The following is a 26,849-nucleotide window of genomic DNA, read 5'->3' on the forward strand; positions in this document are numbered from 1 at the left end:
TATAAAAATTAAAGGTTATGAAAGATTTACTAAGAACAAGTACTTCATTAGTTGAAGGAATCGAAAATATATTGAACTTACAGGCAAAAATAGAAAGCGACGCTTCTAATAAATATTTAGCTATGGCTGCATGGTTAGATAGAAACGGTTATGCAAATACAGCATCTTACTTATACAAGCAAGCCGAAGAAGAAAGAGAGCATTTTCTAAAAGTTTTCAAATATATTACAGACATGGGAGGGATTGCAGTTACGCCATCTGTTCCAGAAGTACAGCAAGAATTTGCTTCTTTTAGAGAAGTATTCGAAATTGCTTTACAAAACGAAATTGCAGTTACTCAAGCAATCAATAAAGTAATTGCAAAATGTAGAGCTGAAAATGACTACGCTACAGAAGATTTTATGATGTGGTATGTAGCTGAGCAAAGAGAAGAAGAGAAAAATGCAAGAAGAGCATTAGAACTTTTCGAACTAATTAACGGAAACGAAGCTGATGGCAAATTTCAATTAGACCTTCAGATTTCAAAAATCGGATAATTAACGGATTTATATAATAAAAGAAAGCCCTTAATATTTTTATTAAGGGCTTCCTTTTTGTCTATTCATCATTAAGCTTTTAATCTGTTTAGGCTTCGGAGAAGCCAGATATTTATAGAAATTCTATTTATTATAGAACGATAAAGCTCCAGAGGAGCGACACATGTTTTTGACCATTCTATTATATTTCGCTCCACTGGAGCTCTTTTGCATCTGCATGATTGAATTTCTATAAATAGTTAGCCCCGTTGGGGCTTAATAAAAAAAGGCTGTCCGAAAATATTGGACAGCCTCTTGTTTATCTATTCATTCATCAAAGTTTCAATCTCGTCAGCTTCAAGCGGAATGTTGCGCATCAAGTTAAAAGGTTCTCCTTTTTCCTGAACCACAACGTTATCTTCTAAACGAATTCCGAATTTTTCTGCCGGAATGTAAATTCCTGGTTCAACCGTGAAAACCATATTCGCTTTCATTGGTTCATGAAGCAATCCGTAATCATGCGTGTCAAGTCCTAAGTGGTGAGACGTTCCATGCATGAAGTATTTTTTGTAAGCAGGCCATTCTGGATTTTCGTTCTGAACATCGGCTTTGTCAATTAATCCTAAACCAAGCAATTCAGAAGTCATGATTTTACCTACTTCAACATGATATTGTTTCCAAAGCGTTCCTGGAGTAAGCATTTTAGTAGCTTCATTTTTTACTTTTAAAACCGCATTGTAAACTGCTTTCTGGCGATCTGTAAAACGTCCAGAAACAGGAATTGTTCTTGTCATATCGCTAGAATAGTTTGCGTATTCTGCGACAACATCAAGCAAAATTAAATCTCCTTCTTTACATTGCTGATTGTTTTCGATATAATGCAAAACATTCGCGTTGTTTCCAGAAGCGATAATTGGTGTGTAAGCAAAACCCTTAGAACGGTTTCTGATGAATTCGTGAGCCAATTCAGCTTCGATTTCGTATTCTGTAACATTTGGTTTCACGAATCCTAATAATCTGCGGAAACCTTTTTCTGTAATATCACAAGCGTGCTGAATCAAATCGATTTCTTCGCTTTCTTTTACAGAACGAAGTCTTTGTAAAATCGGGTTGCTTTTCGCGACATTGTGTGCTGGATAACGCTCTTTCCACCATTTTACAAAACGAGCTTCACGAGTTTCTGTTTCAACAGTCGCACGGTAATGTTCGTTGGTATTGATGTACATCGTATCGGCATACGTCATCATTTCGTTCAAAATTTTATGAAAATCCTGTAACCAATAAACCGTTCTAATTCCAGAAACCTGAAAAGCACGTTCTTTAGTCAATTTTTCGCCTTCCCAAACTGCGATATGATCGTTGGTTTCTCTCAAGAAAAGCATTTCTCTTTGGTGCTCATAAGGCGCATCTGGAAACAAAAGCAATACACTTTCTTCTTGGTCAACACCACTTAGATAAAAAATATCTCTGTGTTGAGCAAAAGGTAAAGTACTATCGGCACTAACTGGGTAAATGTCATTTGAATTGAACACGGCAACAGAATTAGGTTTCATTTCTGCCATGAACTTTTTGCGGTTTTTTACAAAAAGACCACTGTTTATTTGATGATATTTCATAATTATTTCATTTTTGAACTTCGAATTTCAAAATTACTAATTTTTGATTTAGTGGCGTATAGCAGATTTATTAAAGTTTTCTTATTTGTTTTGGTTCTAATTTTTTAGCCACAGATTTTACGGATTAAATGATTTTTTTCTCATTATAAACCATTTTTGTATTCCTGATTATCATTATAGAATTGATTGTTTAAGAATACGGTTTCCCGTAAAGAAATTATATTAGAAAGAATAATATTTGCAGTCAGTAAACTAACCTTAAAATTCATGAAAACTAAAATTAACCTATTTTCAATCCTCTTTTTTATCTCTCTTTTAATGGTATCCTGTGCTTCGGAGGAAAGTTTAAGTAACGAAAATACAATTCAATCTTTTACTATAACAAAAGGAAGTGTTACCAAAGAATTTTCAATTGAAGAAAACTCAATAAAAGGTATTGTAGAAAGTACATTTGAATTAGAAGATATAAACTTAAATGTTTTGATTCCTAGAGGTGCAACAATAATCCCAGATCCAGTAACGATTAAATCTATTAATGGGCCTCTGTTTTTTGTAGTTACGGCAGAAAATGGAGAAATGAAAAATTATAATGTAGATATAAAAAGAGAACCAAGTACTGATAATTTTATTTTGGAAGTAAATGTGAAAACTCCAAATTTGTCATTAAGTGCTGATATTGATAATGAAGAAGGACTGGTAACAAAAAGAATTCCTGAAAGTAACGACCTTAAAAATTTAAATGTCGAAATTAAATTTTCAAAATATGCCACTATAACCCCTGATCCTAAAACGATAAAAGACTATTCTGAGCCTGTAAATTTCACTGTTACATCAGAATCTGGAATAGAAAAAGTTTATCAAGTAAAATTAGAGCATATGAATAGTTACATATTTAGATCATGTTCAGAAGCAAACGCTTGGAAATGGTTTGGCGGTGACAGTAGGGTTAACGCTCCAGATATATTAGCTTATGATAGAAATGTAGGTACAGGACAAATAGTTATAGTCGATAAAAATTTGGTTCCTTCTACTTTTAGTATACATCTTCGTGAAGGATTTACTTACTATGACGAAAAACTAAGATATGATAAACCAGTAACCCTTAAATTAATTATTAAAGATGCAAATTTTAATATTTTAGCAGTTACAACTACTGAGGTTTCGGAATACTTTAGCGGAGGTTTTATTCCGTTTGATCTGCAAAAACTAAATCTTTATTTAGAGGCCAATAAAAAATATAGCTTTTATTGGTATCTAATTGATGGAGAAAAATTGGGTATTTATGCAGGTAGCTCAGCTAACAATAAAACTGGAGATGGATTCTGTTATAGTAGTGGTTATTCTGGAGAGTCCAGAATTAGTAAAAAAAATAGCCTCGAAGATTCAAATGTTTGGTTTGACCATGATTGGCATTTTAATATAGAATTAGAAGGAAAAGAATAAATCGAATCTAAAAAAACCGAAGTCAATATAAGGCTTCGGTTTTTTTCTTTTAAAAGTTAGAAATAATCACAATCTTGTTATTTCGACGAAGGAGAAATCTTTGCAAGAAACACTACAAAGATTGGCGATTTTATCTCTCGCAGATTTAGCAGATTTGGCAGATTTTTTCTTTTCAAATGGCAAAGTATTTACCCAATCTTGTCATTTCGAGGAACGAGAAATCTTCGCAAGTAACTCGACAAAGATTGATGATATTCTAAGGGGAGTTTCTCACGAAGATTTCTCGTTCCTCGAAATGACAAACTTTGATTATAAAAAAAACCGAAGCTTGAATTGAGCTTCGGTTTTTTCTCTAAATATATCTTTCTTAGAATTTATTTCTTATCAAGCAACTTTTCCAAAAGAGCCACTTTCTCTTTTTCAGCTTGAATTAACTGCTGGTAAAGTTTTTTATTCTCTTCAAAAGTTTCAAGAAGTTTGTCCAACGGATTAAAAGTACATCCGAAACTAACAACTGAAGAACTATTTTCTGCGGTGTTTCCGATAATATTAAAAACAGCTTCTTCGGAGAAATTCTTAATTACTTCGGCTGGTACTCCCAAAGCTTCTGCAATTCTGTTTAATTTTTCATCATCAACGTTTTCACTTCCTTCAAGATTAGAAATAGATTGCTGACTAACACCAAGTGCAATAGCAAGCGCTTCCTGCTTCATATCTCTCAGTTCTCTAATTCGGCTAATGTTTCTGCCGATATGTTTTGGTTTTATTGCTGTGCTCATGATTCAAAGATATTTAAAATTCTTTTACCTTTTTTGGTTTATGCAGAAAACAAGTTTGCAGTTACAGGTTCTTTTTTGTGAAGTAAAAATACAATTTTTCTGACTATTGTTTGATTTTGAATTTAGAATTATGTAATCTTGGTGCTCAAAAAATCAACTTCGATTAATATCAATAAAATGCAGAATTCTAATTTTAAATTAACAACAATAGCCGAAATCAAAACCAAATATCCTTTTTTAATTGAAGATCAAAACTTCGATTTATATGAGGACTGGAGCGATGAAGATTTTTTTCTGGTTTCAGAAGAAGATGTCGATTTTGAAGGAAATTTTTATTTAGATCTTTATGAAGATAAAGAGAAAAAATGGCTAGCCAATTTATTAAATCTTCCAACTAAAGAAATGGAAGAAATAAGAATTGACGGTATTTTTATAAATGGAAATTTATCTGTTAGCGGTTCAATTATCAATTCCGAAGGCGATTATGGCCCGTATATTTTCATTAGCGGAAGCGTAAATTGTCAAAGTCTTTTGCTTGGCGGTGCTAATGTTGAAATAAACGGAAATGTTACAGCAAAAGAAGTGGTGATGACATATTATAATCACGGAAATTTTAATTGTTCGGGTTTAATCGATTCTCCTGTTTTTATCGTTACAGATCATAATACAGGATTTGCTGATAGAAAAAATAGTTTGTTCTATTATAATGATAGAGCCAATGATATTGATTTAAAAAATGAACGAGAATATGACGAAGAAACGGGCGATGAAATTATCTCAAATAAACTTCGAAAATTACTAGATAATCCGTTAATTGAAACTTTTGAAGAACTTGAAGAGTTTTTAAAACGTGGAGAATTGGTTTTAAAACAAAATAATCCTCCTGTTAAGACTTATGATTATTGGAAACAATTTGCAATATCAAATTACAGAGGCTTAAAATTGGTTCCACTTCAATATAGAACCAAAGAATTATGTGATGAAGCAGTAAATGCATCTCATTATGCAATTCAGTTTGTGCCTTTGGAGTTTATTACGGTAGAATTGTGTGAAAAGCTAGTCATAAAAAACGGTTTTGCGATAAATCAAATTCCGGATGAGTTTAGTACAAAAGAATTATGCTTTTTAGCGACTAAAAGCGGAACAGTAATAACATTAATTCCAGAAGAATATTATTCGGAAGAATTAATACTAATGGTTTTTAAAAACGGTAGAAATGAACCAGATATTAACGATGTTCCTCCTCAATTTATAACACAAAATTTTCTTGTAGAATATGTAAAAATTGGAAAAGGACTTTGGCTGGATAAAGCTTGCAAACAAAATGGAATTGATAAATTGCAGGTTTTAAAACAAGTAATCGATTCGGGAATTGAATATTTGGACAATATTTTTGCAAATCATTTCAGTAAAGAAACCGTTGAATATGCTTTTTCTGTTTATAAAAATCAAGAAGAGTGGAGTCAATATATTCAAAAATACAAACAGAAATTTGAACGACTTGGGTTGAATGAATATTTATAAAAAATTTAGACTATGACCAACAAAGAACAAATAATCCAAAATTATATCGAAGGATATAATCAATTTGATATTGATAAAATGATTGCCGATTTTGACGAATCGATTGTTTTTGAAAACATTCAGAATGGAGAAATCAACATGACTTTGAACGGAATAAAAGAATTTACTGCTCAAGCCGAAAACGCCAAAGAATATTTCTCAGCGAGAAAACAAACTATTACTTCACTCATACAAGATGAAATTACAGCAATTGTCGATATCGATTATCATGCAGTTCTAGCAATAGATTTTCCAAATGGGTTAAAAGCAGGGCAGGAATTGAATATGAAAGGAAGGTCAGTTTTTCAGTTTTCTGATGATAAGATTGTCAAATTGACCGATATGAGTTAAAGTTATGAGTCTAAAAATAAACATCAGAAAAGTAGAAAAACAAGACTTGGATTTTATCTACAAAGCAATCTGCGAACTCGAAAATGAAATTTTAGATTTTGAAGTTTTCGAAAGAATATTCGATGAAAACATTTCAAATCCTAGAAATGTCTATCTGATTGCCGAAAACGAAAATGAAGGTGTCGGATTTATTAGTTTTCACACGCAAAACCTTTTGCATCATTGTGGTTTAGTTGGTGAAATTCAGGAGTTTTTCATTCATCAAAAATATCGTAGTCAAGGCGTTGGAAGATTATTAATAAATGAGATTTTAGATTTTGCTGAGAAAAATAATTTGAAAAGTATTGAAGTGACGACAAATAAAAAGCGAGTAGAAAATGTCGTAATTTATGAGAATCTTGGTTTTACTTTGAGTCATAATAAGTTTACGATTTATAAATAGGTACAAAATTATCAGTCTAGTTTGTCATTTCGACCGAAGAGAGAAATCTTCGCGAGGAGCTTGACAAAGATTGGCTTGTTGGAACGGAGTTACTTTCGAAGATTTCTCTCTTCGGTCGAAATGACAAGATTGTGTTTAGGCAAGTTTTGTAAAGGTTTTAATTGATTTTAATTTCACATATTTTCAAATCCATGATAATTCAAAAAGCCAACATAACCGACAACGAAATTCTAACTTCAATAACCAAAAAGTCAAAAGCTTATTGGGGATATTCTGTGGAACAAATTCAGAAATGGGATAAAAATTTGACTATTTCTCAAGATTATATTAGAGAAAATAACGTTTTCAAATTGATAGATAAAGGTTTTGTTATAGGATATTATTCTTATGTTTTCAAAGATGAAAAAGTAATCGAACTTGATAATTTATTTATCTTACCGGAACATATTGGCAGAGGATTTGGAAAATATTTGCTTCTTGATTTCTTAAACCGAATTAAAGAAACTGGAATAGAAAAAATAAAGCTGGATTCAGAACCAAATGCAGAGGATTTTTATGCCAAAATGGGATTTGTAAAAATTGGAGAATTTGAAACGTCTATAAAAAACCGCTTCATGCCTATTATGGAGATGAAACTTTAAAAACTAAATCGAAAAGTGAAACAGCTAAACATTTCTATAAAACATAATCTAATTGTCGGTTTACTGATTGGGTTATGGCTTTTTGTTTTTGCTTTCATTATAAAACCTTTTGACGATGGAACCATAAATTTTAGAGCTTGGTTTTTAATCAGTTTTGGTTTTAGTGTAATGGCATTTTTGTGTTATGGTCTCTTAGCATTTATTCAAAAAAGTTTTTACGAAAGAATAGGGAAGTGGAATGTGGGTTTAGAAATAACAGCCATTTTTCTTTTTCATTTACTCTACTTAATTGGTGTTTTTACTTTTTATAAAAGTCCAATTTTAAATGGCGGATATGATTTCTTAGAATTCTTTTCGATAATATTTATAAAAGTCGTTCTAATTTTAACTCCAGTAATTATTCTCGCAAGAAGATATTTAATTAAACTAATTCCCATAACGGATGATGTTTTGCTATTTAAAGGAGAAAACAGATTAGACATTCTAAAAATCAACAAAGCCGATTTGGTCTGTATTTCGAATGCTCAAAATTATGTTGAGATTTTTTATCTCGAAAACGGAAAACTCCATTCTAAATTAATTCGTTCCTCGCTCAAAAAAATTCAGGACGATTTCGATTTTTTAGTGCAAATTCATCGTTCGCATTTAATAAATCCGTCGCATTTTAAATCTTGGAGAAATGCAAATACAATTATTTTGACTCAAATAGAACTTCCGGTTTCGAGAAATTATAAAGATGTTTTAATGGCATTGTAAATTTCGTACCTAAAACAATACATTTTATACCTAAGTTAATAAAATTAGGGTTTTAGAAAAGGTTTCATTTTAGTTTTGCTTCTTCAATTTTTAAAATAAATTATGAAAACAAAACATTTTTGCATGATCGGAGCAATACTTTTTTTAGTTAGTTATTTATTTTTTTCAGGCCTTTTACCAAGTTTAAGCCAATCTGTAGATTTTGCGCATTGGTTCAATTTAATTGGAGCTTGTTTTTTATTATCATTTAATGACGCGTTTCCAAAAACGAAAATTAATAAAGTTGCTTCTGCGTTGACAACTTTTGGTGTTATTGCCCATATCGGACTTTGTACAATCGATTTTATCATGTCGAGTTACGGAAATAACGAAATTGCAAAAGAGGCATTAAGTCAACATATCAGTAATTCTCCATTGATTTTTTATCCATTCGTGGCTGTTGGTCCTTCTTTGCTTTTTCTTGGTTTGGCTTTGCATGCATTTACTTTTATAAAAACAGAAACCGTAAAATCTTTAATGGTAATTGTGGGTTCGGTTGCTGTTGGATTTTCATTTTTTGTTTTGAAAAATGGCGTTTGGATGTTTTTAAGCTGTATCGTTTTTGTTTTTGGATTGGGGTTGTTGCTCTATAAAAAAGGAATTGAAAAGTCATAGGATTAGTAATAGCTATGTTTTGAACTGAATTTTGACAAAGGTTTTTGCACACAATCTTGTCATTTCGAGGAACGAGAAATCTCCACTAGTGACTCTACAAAGATTGGAGACATTCTGTACGGAGCTTCTTGCGGAGATTTCTCGTTCCTCGAAATGACAACTGAGTGGAAAATTAAAAAAGTTGAAATATTTACTTCGGTTTCTTTATTTGAAATGTGTATTTTCGTTTAAAGAATCCGCCATTCAAAAATAAAACTAATTGAAAAAACATATAAAATACTTAATTGCACTCTTTCTGACTTTTGTCGTGATTGCGGGTGATGGTGCTTTATATTCTCAATCTAAATCGGCAGAATATTATCAGTCTTCGTTTGTAGTTTTAAGAAAAAAAATAGAGCTTAAAAGTTCTCGTTTATATAAATTCGGGCAAGTTGTTTCCTGGAATGAAATAAGATTTTCAGTTGTTTTGAATTTTCTTAAAACGGAAACTATTTTTACTTTTCAAATTAAGAAACTACTGAGACTTCAAAATATAATTCATCAAAAATTAACTTCATTTATAAATCAGTCGATTTTTATAAATGAAATAATCACTTCAAAACACTTCGATAAAAGTTTATACAGCGCTTAAGAAAATCTATTTCTGAGCATAGATGATCAATAATGTCTAATCATTTATCATTTTCAAAATGTATAAACAAAATAAAAACTCTCGTTTGGAGCAATCTAAACGACCGCTTCTTCATTGGATAAAAAGAAAATTTATAATTGTAATAACAGCCTTTATGCTAGGAATGGCAAACGGAATGCATACAGAAGATACTCGAATCAAGGGAAATCAAAATTATACTGAACAGCATAAAAAGGATTGATTATTTAATTAGAGAATATGTCAATGTGATAATTGGAGAATGCTTTCTATTTGTCGTGACCTTTGTCAAAGTTTTAAACTTTGACAAAGGTTTTTGCACACAATCTTGTCATTTCGAGGAACGAGAAATCTCCACAAGTAACTCTACAAAGATTGGCGACATTCTGTACGGAGCTTCTCGCGAAGATTTCTCCTTCGTCGAAATGACAAACTGGAGGTATAAAAACAAAAAACCGAAGCATTTGCTTCGGTTTTTATTTGGAATTTGGGATTTCAAATATTGGAATTTATTCTACCCATTTATAATATCTCGCTCCAATTAAAACAGGAATCTCTTTTTCGATTCTTTCTAAAACCCATTCGTTTTTTGGAGTTCTTACGCTTTGTTTTTGTTCTTTTTTGTGAAGGCTTTCGTAAGTGTTGAAATCAATTTCTACGCTTTCGGCTAAATTTTCGAAAAGTTTTACATTTTCTAAAGCCGATTTCCATTCTGATTGAATTGTTCCTTCAAAAACTTTCGATTTCGATCCGCTTCCATAAGCTAAGAAACCGAATTTAGTTTCAGCTACTTCTTTATTTGTATCATAAAAATGAGCTAGTGTAGATAACAATCCCATGAAAATAGAACCTGTGTAAAGGTTTCCTATTAAAGAAGAAGCCAATTCTGCAGGTTGCAATTTCTCAGTTACAAAACTTCTGTAATCATCAGATTTTGCTACTTCTTTAATTTTTGTCTGATAATCTGCTGGCGCAATATCATCAGCAATAATCTTTTCGGCACTGTCTAACGCGTAGATTTCAGATAACATTCTTCTTCCTTGAAAAGAATATGGCAAGTGCATCACAATACTGTGCCAAGTGTTATATAAAGTTTCGGTAGTGTTTTTTAATTTTTTGAATGAAAAATACGCATTACGCGTACGATCCATGTAACATTGATTTGAATATTGACCGTCAAAAACAGGCTGGTCTTTATGGATTTCGATTTCGGCTTCTAAATTATCAAACCACGAATCATTGTTTGTGTTTTTGGTAATTTCCTCTTTAGAAATCGTTCTGTAAGGTTTAAAGAAATCGAAAACACCTTTTGTGCTCGTTGCCCAATTATTATCAAAAGCAATGATTTTTGGGTTTGCAGTAATTAACATGGCAACAGCTCCTGCACCTTGCGTGTATTCTCCGCCTGAGTTTAAATCGTATTTTGCAAAATCAGAAGTAACTACGATTGCTTTTTTAGTTGGATTTAATTTTACGAAATCTAAACAGTTTTGCATCGCATCAACTCCACCAATACAGGCAAAAGTGAAATCTACAACATCACATTCCGCTAGAGAATCTTCGCCAAATTTTTGCTCCATTAAACTAATTAAATAGGAAGCAATTGGTTTAGAACTGTCAATACCACTTTCGGTACCAACATAGATTCGGCTTATTTCGTTCAGGTTTATTTTATTGTTAACTATAAGTTTTGTTAAGGCGTTTGCTCCAAAAACTACAGCATCTTGGTGAACATCTGGAAAAGTCATTTTTAGTAATCCAAGACCTTTTTCTAATTTTTCTGGCTCAATATTTCTGGCGATTGCCAAAGTTTTTATGGGTAAATGTATGTTTGCTACATCAAAAGAGATAGCATCAATTCCTGTTTTCATTATTAATTTTTTGAGCCGCTAAAGGTAAAACTATGTTGCGGAATGACAATTTTTTACTTAGACAAAATTTCTGTAGAAGAACACTTTTGAAGAAAATAAATCAAAAGTTTGAATAAAATAACAATATGATAAATTTTTCGTAATCTGCTTAAGAACCAATTTTCGGCCTAAGGCTTAAAAAACAGTTTTTTAGAGTTTCTATAGTGAATTATTTTTTAGTAGCTTCATTTTTGTACGTAAAAATACGTAGAATCGTGCTATTTTAAAATCATTATAAATAACAGCGAAATGGTTGTAGTTCTTTCGTAATTGAATTATTTTTGTGTAATTTTTTAAAACAAACTACTTAACACTTATGGCACAATCTGCACAGTTGAATGCTTCCATCTTAAAGAAAGTGGCTATGGCTCTTTCGGGAATATTCTTAATCACGTTTTTAGCGCCGCATGTTTCCTTAAATTTTATTTCTATTCTTAGTGAAGATGTTTTCAATGAAGCTTCTCACTTTATGGGATACAATCCGCTGATTCAGTATGTAATGCAGCCAGTTTTGGCATTTGGAGTAATTTTCCACTTCGTAATGGGATTTGTACTTACAGCACAAAACAGCGCAGCAAGACCAATTGCTTATGCTAAATACAACGGAGCTGCAAACGCTTCTTGGAGTTCTAGAAATATGATTATTTCTGGATTGGTTATTTTAGCTTTCTTAGGATTGCACTTCTACGATTTCTGGTTTCCTGAAGTTACCTACAAATATATTGCAGGTACAGCACCAGATGCTACAAGGTATTATGGTGAGTTGGTTCACAAATTTCACGACCCAATCCGTACAGCATTGTACTGTGTGTCTTTTATCCTTTTAGGATTTCACTTATGGCACGGGTTTGCATCTTCTCTTCAATCTGTAGGGATGCACAACAAATACTCTAGATTTTTATCAAAAGTAGGTTACTGGTTTGCAGTTGTAGTTCCAGCGCTTTTCGTAATTATCGCTTTATTTCATCATTTCAATAATTAATATCAATTATAATGGCATTAGATTCAAAAATTCCAAATGGTCCTATTGCGGACAAATGGACAAATTATAAAGATCATATTAATTTAGTAAACCCTGCTAACAAACGTAATCTTGATATTATCGTAGTTGGTACAGGTTTAGCTGGAGGTTCGGCTGCGGCTACTTTGGCTGAGTTAGGATATAACGTAAAAGCATTCTGCTTCCAAGATTCTCCACGTCGTGCGCACTCTATTGCAAAGACAAGGAGGTATCAACGCGGCAAAAAACTATAAAGGAGACGGTGACTCTATTTACAGATTGTTTTATGATACTGTAAAAGGTGGTGATTACCGTGCTCGTGAGGCAAACGTTTATCGTTTGGCTGAAGTTTCAGGTAATATTATTGACCAATGTGTGGCTCAAGGGGTGCCATTGGCTCGTGAATACGGCGGACTTTTAGATAACCGTTCTTTTGGAGGAACTTTGGTTTCTCGTACATTTTACGCACAAGGACAAACTGGACAGCAATTATTGTTAGGAGCTTATTCTGCAATGAACCGTCAGATTGGTCGTGGAAAAATTAAAATGTACAACCGTCACGAAATGCTTGACATTGTAATCGTGAACGGAAAAGCGAGAGGTATTATCGCTCGTAACTTAATCACTGGAGAAATAGAAAGACATTCTGCTCACGCGGTAGTAATTGGTTCTGGAGGATACGGAAACGTATTTTTCCTTTCGACAAATGCTATGGGAAGTAACGCAACAGCAGCTTGGAAAATTCATAAAAAAGGAGCGTTTTTCGCAAATCCTTGTTACACACAAATTCACCCAACATGTATTCCGGTTTCAGGAGACCACCAGTCAAAACTGACTTTGATGTCTGAGTCTTTACGTAATGATGGTCGTATTTGGGTTCCAAAAAATCTTGAAGATGCAAAAGCTATCCGTGAAGGAAAGAAAAAAGCAACTGATTTATCTGAAGATCAAAGAGATTATTTCTTAGAAAGAAGATACCCTGCATTTGGTAACTTAGTACCTCGTGACGTTGCGTCTCGTGCGGCTAAAGAAAGATGTGACGCTGGTTTTGGAGTTAACAAAACTGGAGAAGCAGTTTACTTAGATTTCGCAGCGGCTATCAAACGTTACGGAACTGAAGATGCTTATGTAAAAGGTTTAGATGATAAAGATGCTCGCTCTTGTAACTAAATTAGGAGTCTGCAATCGTGAAAAGTAAATACGGAAACTTATTCCAAATGTATTACAAAATCGTCGATGAAGATCCTTACACAACACCAATGATGATTTATCCAGCGGTTCACTACACAATGGGTGGAACTTGGGTTGATTATAACTTAATGACTACAATTCCTGGATGTTTCTCAATTGGAGAGTCTAACTTCTCTGATCACGGAGCAAACAGACTTGGAGCTTCTGCTTTAATGCAAGGTTTAGCTGATGGATATTTCGTATTGCCATACACTATCGGAGATTATTTAGCTCCAGATATTAAAATGGGTGAAATTTCTACAGACTTACCAGAATTCGTTGAAGCTGAAAAAGCTGTAAAAGATCAAATCGAGAAATTCATCAATAACAACGGTAAACATTCTGTAGATTATTTCCACAAAAAACTTGGAAAAATCATGTGGAATAAAGTAGGTATGGCTCGTAATGCTAAAGGTTTAACTGAAGCTATCGAAGAAATTGTCGCTTTACGTGAAGAATTTTATAAAGATGTAAAAGTTCCTGGAAACGCTAACGAATTTAATCAGGAATTAGAAAAAGCAACTCGTGTTGCCGATTTCTTAGAATTAGGAGAATTGTTCGCGAAAGATGCTTTACACCGTAACGAATCTTGTGGAGGTCACTTCCGTGAGGAGTATCAAACAGAAGAAGGAGAAGCACTTCGTGACGACGAAAACTTTGCATACGTTGCAGCTTGGGAATACAAAGGAAAACCAAGTGACGCGGTATTACACAAAGAACCTCTTAATTACGAAAACATTAAATTAGTTCAAAGAAGTTATAAATAAGAATTTGGTCGAAAGCCCAAAGTCTTAAAGTCAAAAGGCAAAATGTGCCGAGCGACTTGCGACTTTCGACTTTATGACTTTCAAACGAAAAAGGTATGAAACTTACATTAAAAATATGGCGTCAAAAAAACGCTCAAGATAAAGGAGGGATTGTAGAATATCCTATCGATGGAATCGAACCAGACATGTCTTTCCTTGAAATGCTAGATGTTCTTAACGAAGATCTAATCAACAAAGGAGATGAGCCAGTAGCATTTGACCACGATTGTCGTGAGGGAATCTGCGGAATGTGTTCTTTATTCATCAACGGTGAAGCGCACGGACCAGATAGAGGAGTTACAACTTGTCAGTTACACATGCGTATGTTTAAAGATGGCGATACAATTTTTATCGAGCCATTTAGAGCAAAAGCTTTCCCAGTAATTAAAGATTTAGTTGTTGATAGAAGTTCTTTTGACAGAATTCAACACGCAGGAGGATTTATCTCTGTAAATACTTCAGGAAATACAATCGACGCGAATACTATTCCAGTTCCAAAAGACGATGCAGATAAATCATTTGATGCTGCTGCTTGTATTGGTTGTGGAGCTTGTGTTGCAACTTGTAAAAACTCTTCAGCAATGTTATTCGTTTCTGCAAAAGTTTCTCAATATGCATTATTGCCGCAAGGTAAAGTTGAAGCAACAGATCGTGTTTTACACATGGTTCACCAAATGGATTTAGAAGGTTTCGGTAACTGTACAAATACAGGAGCTTGTGAAATCGAATGTCCAAAAGGAATCTCGCTTGAAAATATTGCACGTATGAACCGTGAATATTTAGCGGCAAGTTTAAAAGGATAAAGAATACAATTTAGTATATTTGAAAAAACGCATTCATTAATTTGGATGCGTTTTTTTGTTGGTTTAGACTACGAAGCTGTTGTATTGTTGTTTTGTCTTTAATTTGTTATTTAAACAAATACCATGACCTTATGAAGTCCTTTTTTAAGGTTTAACGACTTCGTGGGCTACATTTAAATTCTTACTTTTGTAAGTAGAAAAAATTAAATGGCATGAGCACTGAAAATGAAGTTTTAAATTACAGTAAAGAAGAACGTAAAAATCATATTTTAAAAGAGATTAACTTGCATACACGTGTGAGTTTTGAAACTCTTTCGGCAAAACTTGGAGTTTCTGAAGATACTGTTCGCCGTGATATTAATGAGCTTGATGCCGATTCGCTTTTAATTAAGGTAAAAGGTGGTGCGATGACCAAAGGATATCACTATTCTTCTTCCAATCAAACTTATGCTGTAGAAGCTAAACAAGTTATTGCGCAAAAAGCTGTTGGACTTCTTCATGACGGAATGGTTTTAATTGTGGATGGAGGAACCACGATTCGTGAGTTCATCCGATTAATACCAAACGATCTTAATTTGACTGTTTTTACTATTACAGCCTTAACAGCAGTTCAGCTTTTAGATAAACCCAATATAAAAACAATCATGATTGGCGGCAGTATTTCTTCTTACAGTCAAATGTGTGTAAGTGGAGAAGCTTTTCATCAATTAGCCAATATAAAAGCCGATTTATTGGTTTTAGGAACTAATGCTTTAGATGTAGACGGAGGTTATTCTGATTCTGACTGGGAAACGGTTCAGGTAAAAAAGGCAATGATTCAAGCTTCTAAAAAAACAGCAGTTTTAACCATTACTGAAAAGCTAAATACAGTTCTTAAAATGAAAATTGCAAGTTTGTCTGAGGTAAATTATGTTATTACAGAAGAAGAACCAACAAGTGGCAAATTAGCGACCTATAAAAGCGCTGTTCCGAGTTTGGTTGTAATCTAATTTCAAATCGTTTTTTGACTTTCATATTATTTAAAAATGAAAATTGCTTTAATCCAAACTGATCTTTTTTGGCAGAATGCCAGTAAAAACCGAGAAAACTTTGATTCAAAAATCAATGAAATTCAATCGGAGGTAAATCTAATTGTGCTTCCTGAAATGTTTTCGACCGGATTTACAATGAATGCTTCTGAAGTTGCGGAAACGATGCAGGGAGACACGATTGAATGGATGAAATTGAAGGCAAAACAAAAAAATGCGACTGTTGCAGGAAGTGTTGTCATTACAGAAAATGAAAAATATTACAATCGTATGATTTTTGTTTTTCCGTCAGGCGAATTTCAATATTACGATAAGCGACATTCGTTTTCACTCGCAGGCGAAGACAAGGTTTATACGTGCGGAAATCAAAAAGTTATTGTCGATTATCTAGACTGGAAAATATGCCTTCAAATTTGTTATGATTTGAGATTTCCTGTTTTTGCACGAAATGTAGAAAATTACGATCTCATTTTATATGTTGCCAATTGGCCAAAAGTGCGTACCAATGCTTGGGATGCTTTGCTAAAAGCCCGCGCTATAGAAAATCTTTCGTATGTAGTTGGAGTAAATAGAATTGGTAATGATGCTCACAATTATGAACATATTGGGCATTCGCAGGCGATAGATTTCTTAGGAAATTATGTTTTAGAACCGCAAGAAAAAAATGGTGTTTTTGTCATTGAATTAGACAAAAACACCATGTATGAAACGCGTAAAAAATTAGACTTTTTAAGCGATAAAGATCAGTTTGAAATTAAACTCTAGAAAGCTTTCCGTTTCTTTTCTGCTTCTTTTTTCTTTTTATCGTCTTCTTTTTTCTCGACTGCTGGATTAAACGGAATGCTCAGGTCAATTGTTTCGTTCCGATCCCAATTGGCGCGGACATCAAATTCCTCCTGATTGTAAAATACTTCTTCGGCATATTTCTTTTCTAAGAAACTACCTGTATCATATTGCTTGTTTTTGTTGTCATCGTAAATAACGCGAACAGTAAATACATCTGGTTGCAGTAGATTGAATTCTAATGTAGTTGCACCTTCAGAATATCCTTCTGCCAAAACAACGTCTCCTTTTTTATTGGTCAATTCGACAATTATAGGAAAGCGTTTTACATTTTTAAGAGTCAAAATAATATTTCCGTAATCGGCATATTCTTTTGTACTTAGTTTATAAGACAAAGTATCGTTTGATTTTTCATAGAAATCGGTCAAAGCACCTGGCAAGAAAGTGAAACTATATTTGTCTAAAGGCTCTTTTTTGAAATCAATGTAAAGCTTCTGATCAAATTCATCATATTCTGTTGTGTAAGGAACAGCAATAGAGTCTTTGTTTATTAATGTAATTTTAGATTTGTCAAATTTTACCAGTGGCGTTTCGGTTTCTAAAGTAAAACGTTCTCTAAAATTAATCTGCCCATTTTGTAGCGCTTTAATATTTAAAGTATCTTTTTTCAAAGCTTTAATCTTGAAAGAAAACTTTTTATTATAGCTTCCTTTTTCAACTTCCATCGATAAAGAATCTACTTTTATTGGTTTGTACCAAACTTGAAGCGAATCTTTTTTAGGGAATTGCGTTATAATAGTTTCGAGAACCTCATTGCCGTTTTTAAGAACAACTTTCGGTTTCGAATTCTTGAAATTCTGTTTTCCTTCATAAGGAAGATATAGGCGATTTCCTGAAGCCTGAATAGGTTTGAAAACTTTTAGAGGCAATGTTTCTTTAAACAATTCTAAGTCATAAACAGAATCTGTCGGAATGGTAATGTAATTTTTCAAAAATCCGATTTTATCATCTTTCGGATTAAATTTGTTGTTCGATCCTTTGTCTTTTAATGCTACTAAAAGATATTTTCCTTCTTTTAAATTTTCAAACTGAAAAGTTCGCATACTGTCCAGAGTGTTAGTTATGTAACGAGGAAATTCTTTGTAAATAGTAGAATCTTTGAATTTGTCATTTACTTCGTATAACATTACAGAAACGAAATTGTCGACATATTTTCCGTAAGAATCTTTAATTCTTCCGCTCAGTTTTAAGGAATCAATATAAGGTCCAGTAGAGAAAACATATTTAAACTGATTTAAAGGATTCCCTTCATTATTATCCGTAATTGCTTGTCCGAAATTAAAACTATAAGTCGTGTTTGGCTGTAAAGTATCTCGAATTTGAATCTTTATAAACTTGCTAACATTCGTAGGAGTGATTAACGGCTCATTTTTTAAAGGAGGAGAAATAATTAGCTGTTTGTTTGTGTTTTTAAGTTTGACATATTCGTCAAAATTTAAAGTGATAGTATTTCCTTTAAAATCGGTTGAAAAATTTTTAGGAATGCTCGATATTAAAACAGGTGGCAATGTATCTTTTAAACCGCCGGTAATGCTGCCTCGTTTGGCACAGCTTATCATTGAGATTAAAATTATAAATGCAATGTATTTTAGAGTGTTTTTCAACATAATGGTTTTTCAATTTGATTGCACAAAATAACGATTATATTTGCTTTAATCGAAATTTTTTAGCCATTTATTAGGATTTGGCACTTTTAGATTCCTTCTAAGTTTTTAGGGTTTCAAACGCTTTAAGGCGATATAATTTCTTACTTTTGCTCTAAAATATAATTATCTAAAGTTTTGTTTAAGCGTTTTTTTTTAGTTTCGTTTCTCTTTTTAATGCTGTCATGCACTAAAAGCGAAAAGCCAGTAATCTCTTTTTATTACTGGAAAACAATTTTCAAATTTTCAAAAACAGAAAAAGAAGCATTAATCAATAACAATGTTCAAAAACTTTATATACGATATTTTGACATTGGGCTTCATCCAGAATCAAATTTTCCAATTCCTATAAGTCCTGTTCGTTTTGAAGAAAATCCCCAAGTATATAAAATTGTTCCGGTTGTTTTTATTCAGAACAAAGTCATGTTGCAACCCAATTTGGATGTAAACGATTTGGCTCAAAAAACGTTTGGTTTTATCGAGCAAATCAATATTAAAAACAAAATTGAGTGTCAGGAAATTCAAATTGACTGCGATTGGACTTTAAAAAGCAAAGAGAATTACCTGAAATTTATTGAGGTTTTTAAAAAGCTTTCGAAAAAGAAGCTTTCTGCGACGATTCGATTGCATCAAGTGAAATACTTCAAAAAGACAAAAATCCCAAATGTCGATTCTGGAGTTTTGATGTATTATAATATGGGATCAATTGCGCCCGATTCTTTAAATTCTATTTATGATAGGAAAGTGGCAGAAAAATATCTTAAAAGTGTAAAAAGATATCCGCTACATTTAGATTTCGCGTTTCCAATTTATTCGTGGGGAGTTCATATAAGAAATAACAAAGTAATTGGACTTCGTTCTAAAATGAATAGCGACCAACTAGAGAAAGATTCCAATTTTGAAAAAACAAGTCCGATTTTTTTCAGAGTAAAACAATCCAATTATAAAAATGGAGTTTTTTATGAAGAAAATGATCTCTTGAAAATAGAAGAAATAAAACCAGAAGATTTAAAAGAAATGGCAGAAGATTTGCAAGATCATCTTGTCGAAAAGCCAAACGAAATTATATTTTACGATTTAGACGAATTCAATTTAAACAATTATGAAAAAAATACTTTTAAGCAGATTATTTCTTGCTTCTAGTGCCGTTTTGCTTTCTGCATTCGGAATTATATACGCCTGCGCTGATGGAGATTGGGATTATTTAGGTTCTTACAATTCAAATTTTACTCCAGAAACTTTTGCTGATAAATCGTATTCGCCTTTGTTTTTGTCGGGCGGAATTTTCTACGGAATTGGTTTTGATACCCAACACAATTCTCGTTTTAATAAAAATATAAAATCAGATTGGGCAGATTATTTAAAGGGAAAAGTTGATACGACAACGGTCAATTATTTTTTAATTGGAGATGAAAAGCCAAGATATTATTCTGATGACAAAAATACCATCAAAAACAAAGAAGAAATTGAAGGCTTGCATGTTTATTATAAAACGAAAAAAGAAAATAAAAGCACGCAAAAATGGGGCAAAAAGCTTAATCTGAAAGATGAGAAAGTGAAGAACTTTGTCGAATTTCTGTATTTAGCCCAAAAGATAGAAACGGTTTCAATTGGTGAAGATTATTGGAGTTACGATCCTGTTGTGGCAAAAACTTTCAATGATGCCAAAATGATTCAGTCCATAGAAAATGTGTATAATACTTTGTCGGATCCGTTTTTGAAAAACAGATATTGGTTCTTGACCATGAAAGCTCGTTTCTATAGTAACGACAAACAAAAAGCAATTGATTTTTTTAATAAAACAGAAAGCTCAGTTGCTAAAAATACTTTGTATTATCGCGCTTTGGCATATGTTGCTGGAATTAATTATAAGCAGAAAAAATTTGCGACTTCGAATTATTTATACGCTCAAGTTTTTGATAAATGTCCAGAATTAAGAGTGGTTACAGCTTATAGTTTTAAACCAAAAAATGAGTCAGATTGGACTAAGGCTTTGGCAATGGCAAAAAATAATAAAGAAAAAGCGGCGCTGTGGGCAATTCACGGATATTATAAAGATGAAAAACAAGCCATTGAAAAAATCTACGAATTAGACCCAAAAAGCGAACATCTAAATTATTTAGGGACAAGATTGGTTAATTCGCTAGAACAAAAAATAAATAATTCGTTTCAGGTCGATGGGCAAGGAGAAAATCAAAAACCGAAACCGCAGACTGTTGCCGAAAATAAAGCAGAAAATAAAACAAAAGTAGACAATAGCGCTGTTGATTTGATAGCTAAAATTTCTGCTCGCTGGAAATACTGAAAAGCCATATTTGTGGGACATTGCAATTGGATATCTTCAAACGCTAAAAGGCGATTATGCTAATGCAGATAAAAATTATACCAAAGCTGAAAAAACGCTTCCGAAAACAGAATTGGCAGGAATGCAACTTCGCTTATTGCGTTTTGTAAATAATTTAAGCAAGATCGATAAACTGACAGATAAAAATGAGAAAACCATTCTAGCTGATTTGAATTGGCTGTACACTGAGCTTCCTAAAAATTATAAAGGAGACACATTTCGTTATCAAAATGCTTCTTCATGGAGCAGAAGTTATTTGTCGCATTTGTATAAAGAACAAGGCAATTTGGTTATGGCTGAGATTTATGGAGAATCACGCTATAGTTATTGGAACGATGGAAATGCATATTATGACAATGAAAAAAATCTGCTTGCAATAAAAGGCTTTTTAGAAAAATCTAATAAATCTGAAATTGAAAAAATTGGCGCAGGAATTTATAGTTTAAAATTGAAAGACATTAATAACTTTCAGGCGGTTCAGGCAACTTTCAAAAACAAAATTCCAGAAGCAATTGCTTTTATGCAACAAACAGATTCAGTTCAAAATTATAAGTTCTTAGGAAATCCGTTTAACGGAAATATAAAAGATTGCCACGATTGTGAACATGCAGCGTATCAAAAGAGAAAATATACTTTTATGGATTTCTTAACTACCATAAAAGAAATGCAAGATAAATTAGCGCAGAAAGAAGATGTTTATACGAACAGCCTTTTGCTAGGAAATGCGTTTTACAATATTTCTCATTTTGGAAACGGAAGAACTTTTTATGAAATGAGCATTGTAGGTTATGGTTCAAGTCCGTATTCATTTAGAGATTCGATGAAAGAAATGATTACAAATAATTCGGTTTCTAAAATGTATTACCAAAAAGCATTTGAGGCAGCTTCGAACAAAGAACAAAAAGCAAAATGTTTGTATCTGATTTCGAAATGTGAAAGAAATGATTATTACAATAAAAAATACAGCGCCGTAAACAGTTATTGGGAAATTCAAGATGATAAAGTTAATTTTATTGCCTGGAATTCATTCAAAGCCTTAAGAAAAGATTATTCTGATACTAAATATTATCAGGATGTAATTGCAGAATGCGGTTATTTTAGAACATACACAAATCAATAAATTTGAAGAGATGGTAAACAAAATAGAACATATCGGGATTGCGGTAAAAAACATGGACGATGCGAATGTTTTGTTCGAAAAAATGCTTGGCGTTCCGTCTTATAAAATGGAAGCTGTAGAAAGCGAAGGTGTATTAACTTCTTTCTTTCAAACCGGAAATAACAAAATCGAACTTTTGGTTGCAACAAATCCAGAAAGTCCGATTGCAAAGTTTTTGGAGAAAAAGGGGGAAGGTATTCATCACATCGCTTTTGATGTTGATGATATCGAAGCTGAAATTGTACGTTTAAAAAACGAAGGTTTTGTCTTAATTAATGAAGTTCCGAAGAAGGGAGCCGATAATAAATTGGTCGTTTTTCTTCATCCAAAGAACACAAATGGTGTTTTGGTTGAGCTTTGTCAAGAAATTAAATAAAAAAATGTCATTTTAATTTTTGAATAAGACGTTGAAAATCAATTTCGTTTTTGAGATTCAAAAAAAGATTTAAAATAAAATACAAATGATGTCTTAAAATATTTGGAGTGAATGAAAAATAGTAGTAATATTGCATCCTCTAAACCGGTCCTATAGCTCAGCTGGTTAGAGCACCTGACTCATAATCAGGTGGTCCCTGGTTCGAGCCCAGGTGGGACCACTTCTATTTAGAACAAAAGCCTTTACATTTCTGTAAAGGCTTTTTTGTTTTTCAGCACATTTGAAATGTGAAAATTGAAAATTTTTCAGATCATGTTTAAGTTTTCCTTTTTGTAAAATGCATTAACTTTATCCGTCCAAAACAAATTTAATCTTCAGATGGATAGATTAACTCCCGAACAGAGGAGGAAAACTATGCAGGCGATAAAAAGCACTGCTACAAAAGGCGAAGTAAGGCTTGCTAAAGCATTATGGAAATTAGGTCACAGATATCGAAAAAATAATAAAAAGGTATTTGGAAGGCCTGATCTTACTTTTGCCAAATATAAAATCGCCATTTTTGTCGATAGCGAGTTTTTTCATGGAAAAGATTGGGAAACGGAGCAGCTGAGAATTAAAACGAATCGCGAATATTGGATTCCGAAAATTGAAAGAAATATACAGCGGGACGAAGAAGTCAATGCCTTTCTGGTTTCTGAAAATTGGACTATTTTGAGGTTCTGGAGTAAAGAAATTGAAAAAAATCTGGAAGTTTGCCTGGCAAAAATAGAAGGAACAATTATGCTTTTAAGTATTTAAACTTTTTCGGTTTTTAATTGTCTTGTTTCAGCCTTTTCAATGCATTTGAATATTTCGGTGGCAAGTCTTTCTATGACAGGCATGCTTACTGAGTTTCCAGCTTGTTTGTAAAGGCTGGAATTTGAAATTTTAGGCAATTTATAATGATCAGGAAAGCCTTGAAAACGAAAACACTCTCTTGGCGTTAATTTTCTAAAACCAAATTCAGTTGTGATAATGGGAACATTGTGACCGCCAGTTCCCATATTTGCAGTTAACGTGGGACAAACTTCTTTCTTGTTTTCTCGTACATATTGCCTTCTGAACTGATAAATTCTATCTTTTCTTACAACAGATTCTTTCAGCATGTTGTACATGTATTTGTCTTCGGTGTAATAGAATTTTTTATCGACTTTTTCTTTTGTGATTAAATCGGTAACTTTTTTGGTTAATTCTTCTTTTTCGGGAAAATTGAATTTAAAACCTTTTTTGACGAAATCTTTGTCAAACGCAACCATGAAAATTCGTTCTCGATTGTGCGGAATGTTTCCGAAATCTTTTGTGTTTAAGATAGCGCTGTCAAATGTGTAATTGCGTTTTTTTATTTCTCGCTGAATTACTTTCATGGTGTTTCCTTTGTCGTGGCCTTTTAGGTTTTTGACATTTTCAAGAAATACTACTTTTGGTCGCATTTCGTCAATAAAATCTAATATTTTAAAGAAATGATTGCCTCTACTGTCTTTAAAGCCTTTTCTATGACCAGCAAGAGAAAAGGGCTGGCACGGAAATCCAGCAGTAAGAATGTCAATTTTATTGAGATCTTTTGCTTCAAGTTGCATTACATCGCCTTCGATAAGAGTATGTTCGAAGTTATTTCTGTAGGTAACGCAAGCTTTTTTGTCAAATTCATTCGCCCATTCTAATTTAAAACCTGCATTTTCAAAACCTAGACAAATGCCGCCAACACCTGCGTATAAACTTCCGACTGTATATTGGTTTTTCATTTGCTTGATTGAGAGTTGTTAGTTGCTTTGAATTTGAGTGGTCGAATTTATTTTTTACAAATATATTAATTTGAGAGTATTCTCTATTGTATCTGAATTGAATCTAAACTTAGTTTTGATAGGTTTGTTTTGCAGAATTTTTTGAAAAGGCTAAAAAAATAGATTTTTTTAAAATCAGGAAATTCTTATAAGCTTGTAAGAGTTGAGATTAGTAATAGAAAAAAGGTATTGTCCTCTGTGGCGTTTTCTGAAAAGGATTATTAGGGTTTTAGTTAAAACTGTTAAAATTTGTTTTGTATTTTTGATTTTAAAAGTTGGTTTTGTGCAAAAAACTTATACTTTTGTCCAAGATTTTGGAGATAGAAAAGTATTTGTGTGAAATTTCTATCAAAGAATATTTGTCAATAATTATCTAGAATTGCAGTTTGCAATAGCTTGAATTTATGAAGAATCTAAAAGCCCCATTTTTAGTAATTGCCTTATTATTAAATGTTTTATTAGTTACAGCTGGATCTGAGCATCCTCCAAAGCCAATGCTAAATAGCGCTAAAGTGAATACAACAGCAGGTGACGATGATGAAGAATGTGATGACCTGACTCAAAACTGCGATAACCATGCTGGTATACCAATAGATCAAAATATTGTTTTTTTAGCAATCGGAGGTTTGGCTTTAGGTTTTGCCGTGATATATAAAAACAACATAAAAAAAGCTTCAATTTAAATTGAAGCTTTTTTTATGTTGAAATGTGAAACGTTATTTGTTGATCGAATAAAGTCTAGAAATATATTTTCCTACGACATCAAATTCAAGATTTATTTTTGTTCCAACTTTGAAATCTTTAAAATTAGTGTGTTCATAAGTATATGGGATAATTGAGACGCTAAATTCATTTTCTTTAGAATTTACAACCGTAAGACTTACTCCATTTACAGTAATCGAACCTTTTTCGATCGTAATATTGTTTTGGTTTTTATCGTATTCAAAAGTGTAATTCCAGCTTCCGTTTGCTTCTTCGATTTTAATGCAAGTTCCAGTTTGGTCTACATGGCCTTGTACAATATGTCCGTCTAGACGGTCGCCAAGCTTCATTCCTCTTTCTAAATTTACAATATCACCAGCTTTCCAATCGCCAATATTGGTTTTTAGAATGGTTTCGTCTATTGCTGTTACGGTATAAAGAGAGTCTTTAATTGCAACTACAGTAAGGCATATTCCGTTATGCGAGACGCTCTGGTCTATTTTTAATTCGTGAGTTATTGATGAGTCAACGGTTACGTGAAGATTGTTTTGGTCTTTCTGAATTTCATGAATCCTACCAAGTGTTTCTATAATTCCTGTGAACATTGTGGTTTTATTTTACTAAATTTGCACATCAAAATTAGTAATAAATAAACTGAGCTCATGAATAAAAAAGCAGAAAATATAATTGTTGGAATTTCAGTGGGAGATTTAAACGGTATTGGAAGCGAAGTTATACTGAAAACATTCGAAGATTCTCGTATGTTGGAATTGTGTACGCCGGTTATTTTTGCAAATGCTAAAATTCTTTCTTTTGTTAGAAAAAGTTTTACATCGACAGTTCAATTTCACGGAGTTGATAAATTAGATCAAGTTATTCCAGGTAAAGTAAATGTTTTAAATCTTTGGAGAGAAGGTGTTGATATTAACTTTGGAGCAAATGATCCTAAAATAGGAGAATACGCAATTAAATCTTTTACAGCAACTACACAAGCATTAAAAGATGGTGAAATCGATGTTTTGGTAACAGCTCCTATTAATAAATACAATATACAATCTGAAGATTTTAAATTTCCGGGTCACACAGATTATTTGAATCAGGAATTAGAAGGTGATGCGCTTATGATGATGGTTCAAGATAATTTGCGAGTAGGTTTAATTACGGATCACGTGCCATTAAGTGAAGTGGCTTCTCATTTAACTGAAGAGTTAATTGCTAAAAAAATTGAAACTATAAGAAAATCTCTAGTTCAAGATTTTAGTATCGTTAAGCCGAAAATTGCAGTTTTAGGTCTAAATCCGCATGCTGGTGACGGTGGTGTAATTGGAAAGGAAGACGATTTGGTTTTGAAGCCAACATTGAAAAAAATATTTGATTCAGGAACGATGGTTTTCGGTCCATTTCCAGCAGATGGTTTTTTTGGAAGTGGTCACTACGAAAAATATGACGCTATTGTAGCAATGTATCACGATCAAGGATTAATTCCGTTTAAGACATTGTCTTTTGGAAAAGGAGTGAATTATACAGCAGGTTTGAATAAAGTTAGAACCTCTCCAGACCACGGTACAGCTTATGATATCGCTGGAAAAGACATGGCAGATTACAATTCGTTTAAGGAGGCAGTGTATCTTGCGATCGATATTTTTCGCTCGCGTAATCAGTATGAGGAGATTAGCCAAAAACCTCTTAAAATAAAAGAAAAACAGTTATAAACAAAAAAAGGTGAATAAGATTATTAGATTTGTAATAATTTTATATCTTTGCACCCCAATTCAG

The 26,849-nt window shown here is 32.7% G+C and carries 26 protein-coding genes, 1 tRNA gene and 1 pseudogene; 22 read left to right on the forward strand and 6 right to left on the reverse strand.

All coding sequences use genetic code 11. The annotated features are described in order from the left end of the window. The first annotated feature begins 17 nt into the window (after positions 1-17). The gene (locus P5P87_RS18580) at positions 18-536 is read left to right on the forward strand and encodes a ferritin (protein WP_198855348.1); all 519 of its coding nucleotides are present in this window, start codon (positions 18-20) and stop codon (positions 534-536) included. A 302-nt stretch (positions 537-838) separates the two neighbouring features. Here P5P87_RS18580 and P5P87_RS18585 read toward each other — a convergent pair whose 3' ends face one another. Beyond that, positions 839-2,131: an aminopeptidase P family protein gene (locus P5P87_RS18585; protein ID WP_278020224.1), complete on the reverse strand. Its 1,293-nt coding sequence runs from the start codon at positions 2,129-2,131 to the stop codon at positions 839-841. Between the two features lie 267 nt (positions 2,132-2,398). On the opposite strand from P5P87_RS18585, the gene P5P87_RS18590 reads away from it, so the two are divergent. Then, positions 2,399-3,574, forward strand: a complete 1,176-nt coding sequence (locus tag P5P87_RS18590; RefSeq protein ID WP_278020225.1) for a DUF5018 domain-containing protein — start codon at positions 2,399-2,401, stop codon at positions 3,572-3,574. A 374-nt stretch (positions 3,575-3,948) separates the two neighbouring features. Here the strand turns inward: P5P87_RS18590 and P5P87_RS18595 are convergent, their stop codons facing one another. Next, positions 3,949-4,353, reverse strand: coding sequence for a helix-turn-helix domain-containing protein (locus tag P5P87_RS18595; protein WP_278020226.1), 405 nt, complete (start codon positions 4,351-4,353; stop codon positions 3,949-3,951). Positions 4,354-4,494: 141 nt separating this feature from the next. Between P5P87_RS18595 and P5P87_RS18600 the strand changes: the two genes are divergently transcribed. The 7 genes from P5P87_RS18600 to P5P87_RS18630 all read left to right on the forward strand — a co-directional run bounded on the left by P5P87_RS18600 (position 4,495) and on the right by P5P87_RS18630 (position 9,391). Further along, positions 4,495-5,877, forward strand: a complete 1,383-nt coding sequence (locus tag P5P87_RS18600; RefSeq protein ID WP_278022814.1) for a polymer-forming cytoskeletal protein — start codon at positions 4,495-4,497, stop codon at positions 5,875-5,877. 12 nt (positions 5,878-5,889) lie between these two features. Continuing rightward, positions 5,890-6,267 (forward strand): nuclear transport factor 2 family protein, encoded by a 378-nt coding sequence (locus P5P87_RS18605; RefSeq protein ID WP_278020227.1) that lies wholly within the window; start codon positions 5,890-5,892, stop codon positions 6,265-6,267. A gap of 4 nt (positions 6,268-6,271) precedes the next feature. Continuing rightward, positions 6,272-6,709 (forward strand): GNAT family N-acetyltransferase, encoded by a 438-nt coding sequence (locus P5P87_RS18610; protein ID WP_278020228.1) that lies wholly within the window; start codon positions 6,272-6,274, stop codon positions 6,707-6,709. Positions 6,710-6,900: 191 nt separating this feature from the next. After that, positions 6,901-7,350, forward strand: coding sequence for a GNAT family N-acetyltransferase (locus tag P5P87_RS18615; protein ID WP_278020229.1), 450 nt, complete (start codon positions 6,901-6,903; stop codon positions 7,348-7,350). Positions 7,351-7,365: 15 nt separating this feature from the next. Further along, a complete protein-coding gene (locus tag P5P87_RS18620) occupies positions 7,366-8,106 on the forward strand; it encodes a LytTR family DNA-binding domain-containing protein (RefSeq protein WP_278020230.1) in 741 nt (246 codons plus the stop codon). A 123-nt stretch (positions 8,107-8,229) separates the two neighbouring features. Then, a complete protein-coding gene (locus P5P87_RS18625; RefSeq protein WP_278020231.1) occupies positions 8,230-8,760 on the forward strand; it encodes a hypothetical protein in 531 nt (176 codons plus the stop codon). Between the two features lie 259 nt (positions 8,761-9,019). Beyond that, positions 9,020-9,391 carry a hypothetical protein gene (locus tag P5P87_RS18630; RefSeq protein ID WP_278020232.1) on the forward strand — a complete coding sequence of 124 codons (372 nt, stop codon included), beginning with the start codon at positions 9,020-9,022 and terminating at the stop codon, positions 9,389-9,391. A 527-nt stretch (positions 9,392-9,918) separates the two neighbouring features. Here P5P87_RS18630 and P5P87_RS18640 read toward each other — a convergent pair. Beyond that, entirely contained in the window at positions 9,919-11,280 is a 1,362-nt protein-coding gene (locus P5P87_RS18640; protein ID WP_278020233.1) for a hydroxymethylglutaryl-CoA synthase family protein, read from the reverse strand. A 355-nt stretch (positions 11,281-11,635) separates the two neighbouring features. Here P5P87_RS18640 and P5P87_RS18645 point away from each other — a divergent pair, with 355 nt between their 5' ends. From P5P87_RS18645 to P5P87_RS18665, 5 genes and pseudogenes are all read left to right on the forward strand, one after another. Next, positions 11,636-12,301 carry a succinate dehydrogenase cytochrome b subunit gene (locus P5P87_RS18645; protein ID WP_278020234.1) on the forward strand — a complete coding sequence of 222 codons (666 nt, stop codon included), beginning with the start codon at positions 11,636-11,638 and terminating at the stop codon, positions 12,299-12,301. 11 nt (positions 12,302-12,312) lie between these two features. Continuing rightward, positions 12,313-14,316 (forward strand): annotated as a pseudogene (locus tag P5P87_RS18650) (fumarate reductase/succinate dehydrogenase flavoprotein subunit). 95 nt (positions 14,317-14,411) lie between these two features. After that, the gene (locus tag P5P87_RS18655) at positions 14,412-15,158 is read left to right on the forward strand and encodes a succinate dehydrogenase/fumarate reductase iron-sulfur subunit (protein ID WP_144217078.1); all 747 of its coding nucleotides are present in this window, start codon (positions 14,412-14,414) and stop codon (positions 15,156-15,158) included. A 212-nt stretch (positions 15,159-15,370) separates the two neighbouring features. Beyond that, positions 15,371-16,147 carry a DeoR/GlpR family DNA-binding transcription regulator gene (locus tag P5P87_RS18660; protein ID WP_278020235.1) on the forward strand — a complete coding sequence of 259 codons (777 nt, stop codon included), beginning with the start codon at positions 15,371-15,373 and terminating at the stop codon, positions 16,145-16,147. 36 nt (positions 16,148-16,183) lie between these two features. Further along, positions 16,184-16,951 (forward strand): amidohydrolase, encoded by a 768-nt coding sequence (locus tag P5P87_RS18665; RefSeq protein ID WP_278020236.1) that lies wholly within the window; start codon positions 16,184-16,186, stop codon positions 16,949-16,951. Here the strand turns inward: P5P87_RS18665 and P5P87_RS18670 are convergent. After that, on the reverse strand, positions 16,948-18,636 hold the full coding sequence (locus P5P87_RS18670) for an Ig-like domain-containing domain (protein ID WP_278020237.1): 1,689 nt from the start codon (positions 18,634-18,636) through the stop codon (positions 16,948-16,950). The two genes, P5P87_RS18665 and P5P87_RS18670, sit on opposite strands and share 4 nt — an antisense overlap. 174 nt (positions 18,637-18,810) lie before the next feature. Between P5P87_RS18670 and P5P87_RS18675 the strand changes: the two genes are divergently transcribed. The 6 genes from P5P87_RS18675 (at position 18,811) to P5P87_RS18700 (ending at position 23,349) form a co-directional block, all read left to right on the forward strand. After that, a complete protein-coding gene (locus P5P87_RS18675; RefSeq protein ID WP_278020238.1) occupies positions 18,811-19,815 on the forward strand; it encodes a hypothetical protein in 1,005 nt (334 codons plus the stop codon). Then, on the forward strand, positions 19,775-20,977 hold the full coding sequence (locus P5P87_RS18680; protein WP_278020239.1) for a hypothetical protein: 1,203 nt from the start codon (positions 19,775-19,777) through the stop codon (positions 20,975-20,977). Before P5P87_RS18675 ends, P5P87_RS18680 begins: the two co-directional genes overlap by 41 nt. A gap of 10 nt (positions 20,978-20,987) precedes the next feature. Beyond that, positions 20,988-22,136 carry a hypothetical protein gene (locus tag P5P87_RS18685; protein ID WP_278020240.1) on the forward strand — a complete coding sequence of 383 codons (1,149 nt, stop codon included), beginning with the start codon at positions 20,988-20,990 and terminating at the stop codon, positions 22,134-22,136. Between the two features lie 10 nt (positions 22,137-22,146). Continuing rightward, positions 22,147-22,551: a methylmalonyl-CoA epimerase gene (mce, locus tag P5P87_RS18690; RefSeq protein ID WP_179004308.1), complete on the forward strand. Its 405-nt coding sequence runs from the start codon at positions 22,147-22,149 to the stop codon at positions 22,549-22,551. A gap of 146 nt (positions 22,552-22,697) precedes the next feature. Next, positions 22,698-22,771 (forward strand) — tRNA-Ile (locus P5P87_RS18695). A 158-nt stretch (positions 22,772-22,929) separates the two neighbouring features. Next, entirely contained in the window at positions 22,930-23,349 is a 420-nt protein-coding gene (locus tag P5P87_RS18700; protein WP_198855380.1) for a very short patch repair endonuclease, read from the forward strand. Here the strand turns inward: P5P87_RS18700 and dcm are convergent. Further along, a complete protein-coding gene (gene dcm, locus P5P87_RS18705) occupies positions 23,346-24,332 on the reverse strand; it encodes a DNA (cytosine-5-)-methyltransferase (RefSeq protein ID WP_278020241.1) in 987 nt (328 codons plus the stop codon). The two genes, P5P87_RS18700 and dcm, sit on opposite strands and share 4 nt — an antisense overlap. Positions 24,333-24,775: 443 nt before the next feature. Here dcm and P5P87_RS18710 point away from each other — a divergent pair, with 443 nt between their 5' ends. After that, positions 24,776-25,054 (forward strand): hypothetical protein, encoded by a 279-nt coding sequence (locus tag P5P87_RS18710; RefSeq protein ID WP_278020242.1) that lies wholly within the window; start codon positions 24,776-24,778, stop codon positions 25,052-25,054. A gap of 33 nt (positions 25,055-25,087) precedes the next feature. On the opposite strand, the gene P5P87_RS18715 is transcribed toward P5P87_RS18710, so the two are convergent. Next, positions 25,088-25,678: a riboflavin synthase gene (locus P5P87_RS18715; protein ID WP_278020243.1), complete on the reverse strand. Its 591-nt coding sequence runs from the start codon at positions 25,676-25,678 to the stop codon at positions 25,088-25,090. Positions 25,679-25,735: 57 nt separating this feature from the next. Here P5P87_RS18715 and pdxA point away from each other — a divergent pair, with 57 nt between their 5' ends. After that, positions 25,736-26,785: a 4-hydroxythreonine-4-phosphate dehydrogenase PdxA gene (gene pdxA, locus P5P87_RS18720; RefSeq protein ID WP_278020244.1), complete on the forward strand. Its 1,050-nt coding sequence runs from the start codon at positions 25,736-25,738 to the stop codon at positions 26,783-26,785. Positions 26,786-26,849 lie beyond the last annotated feature (64 nt).

The organism is Flavobacterium ginsengisoli (genome assembly GCF_029625315.1).
Lineage (GTDB): Bacteria > Bacteroidota > Bacteroidia > Flavobacteriales > Flavobacteriaceae > Flavobacterium > Flavobacterium ginsengisoli.

Excerpts from the sequence above, each read along its gene's own strand:
- P5P87_RS18580 (WP_198855348.1), top strand. The coding sequence starts at position 18 with ATGAAAGATTTACTAAGAACAAGTACTTCATTAGTTGAAGGAATCGAA.
- P5P87_RS18585 (WP_278020224.1), bottom strand. The coding sequence starts at position 2,131 with ATGAAATATCATCAAATAAACAGTGGTCTTTTTGTAAAAAACCGCAAA.
- P5P87_RS18590 (WP_278020225.1), top strand. The coding sequence starts at position 2,399 with ATGAAAACTAAAATTAACCTATTTTCAATCCTCTTTTTTATCTCTCTT.
- P5P87_RS18595 (WP_278020226.1), bottom strand. The coding sequence starts at position 4,353 with ATGAGCACAGCAATAAAACCAAAACATATCGGCAGAAACATTAGCCGA.
- P5P87_RS18605 (WP_278020227.1), top strand. The coding sequence starts at position 5,890 with ATGACCAACAAAGAACAAATAATCCAAAATTATATCGAAGGATATAAT.
- P5P87_RS18610 (WP_278020228.1), top strand. The coding sequence starts at position 6,272 with ATGAGTCTAAAAATAAACATCAGAAAAGTAGAAAAACAAGACTTGGAT.
- P5P87_RS18615 (WP_278020229.1), top strand. The coding sequence starts at position 6,901 with ATGATAATTCAAAAAGCCAACATAACCGACAACGAAATTCTAACTTCA.
- P5P87_RS18625 (WP_278020231.1), top strand. The coding sequence starts at position 8,230 with ATGATCGGAGCAATACTTTTTTTAGTTAGTTATTTATTTTTTTCAGGC.
- P5P87_RS18640 (WP_278020233.1), bottom strand. The coding sequence starts at position 11,280 with ATGAAAACAGGAATTGATGCTATCTCTTTTGATGTAGCAAACATACAT.
- P5P87_RS18645 (WP_278020234.1), top strand. The coding sequence starts at position 11,636 with ATGGCACAATCTGCACAGTTGAATGCTTCCATCTTAAAGAAAGTGGCT.
- P5P87_RS18655 (WP_144217078.1), top strand. The coding sequence starts at position 14,412 with ATGAAACTTACATTAAAAATATGGCGTCAAAAAAACGCTCAAGATAAA.
- P5P87_RS18660 (WP_278020235.1), top strand. The coding sequence starts at position 15,371 with ATGAGCACTGAAAATGAAGTTTTAAATTACAGTAAAGAAGAACGTAAA.
- P5P87_RS18665 (WP_278020236.1), top strand. The coding sequence starts at position 16,184 with ATGAAAATTGCTTTAATCCAAACTGATCTTTTTTGGCAGAATGCCAGT.
- P5P87_RS18670 (WP_278020237.1), bottom strand. The coding sequence starts at position 18,636 with ATGTTGAAAAACACTCTAAAATACATTGCATTTATAATTTTAATCTCA.
- P5P87_RS18680 (WP_278020239.1), top strand. The coding sequence starts at position 19,775 with ATGAAAAAAATACTTTTAAGCAGATTATTTCTTGCTTCTAGTGCCGTT.
- mce (WP_179004308.1), top strand. The coding sequence starts at position 22,147 with ATGGTAAACAAAATAGAACATATCGGGATTGCGGTAAAAAACATGGAC.
- P5P87_RS18700 (WP_198855380.1), top strand. The coding sequence starts at position 22,930 with ATGGATAGATTAACTCCCGAACAGAGGAGGAAAACTATGCAGGCGATA.
- dcm (WP_278020241.1), bottom strand. The coding sequence starts at position 24,332 with ATGAAAAACCAATATACAGTCGGAAGTTTATACGCAGGTGTTGGCGGC.
- P5P87_RS18710 (WP_278020242.1), top strand. The coding sequence starts at position 24,776 with ATGAAGAATCTAAAAGCCCCATTTTTAGTAATTGCCTTATTATTAAAT.
- P5P87_RS18715 (WP_278020243.1), bottom strand. The coding sequence starts at position 25,678 with ATGTTCACAGGAATTATAGAAACACTTGGTAGGATTCATGAAATTCAG.
- pdxA (WP_278020244.1), top strand. The coding sequence starts at position 25,736 with ATGAATAAAAAAGCAGAAAATATAATTGTTGGAATTTCAGTGGGAGAT.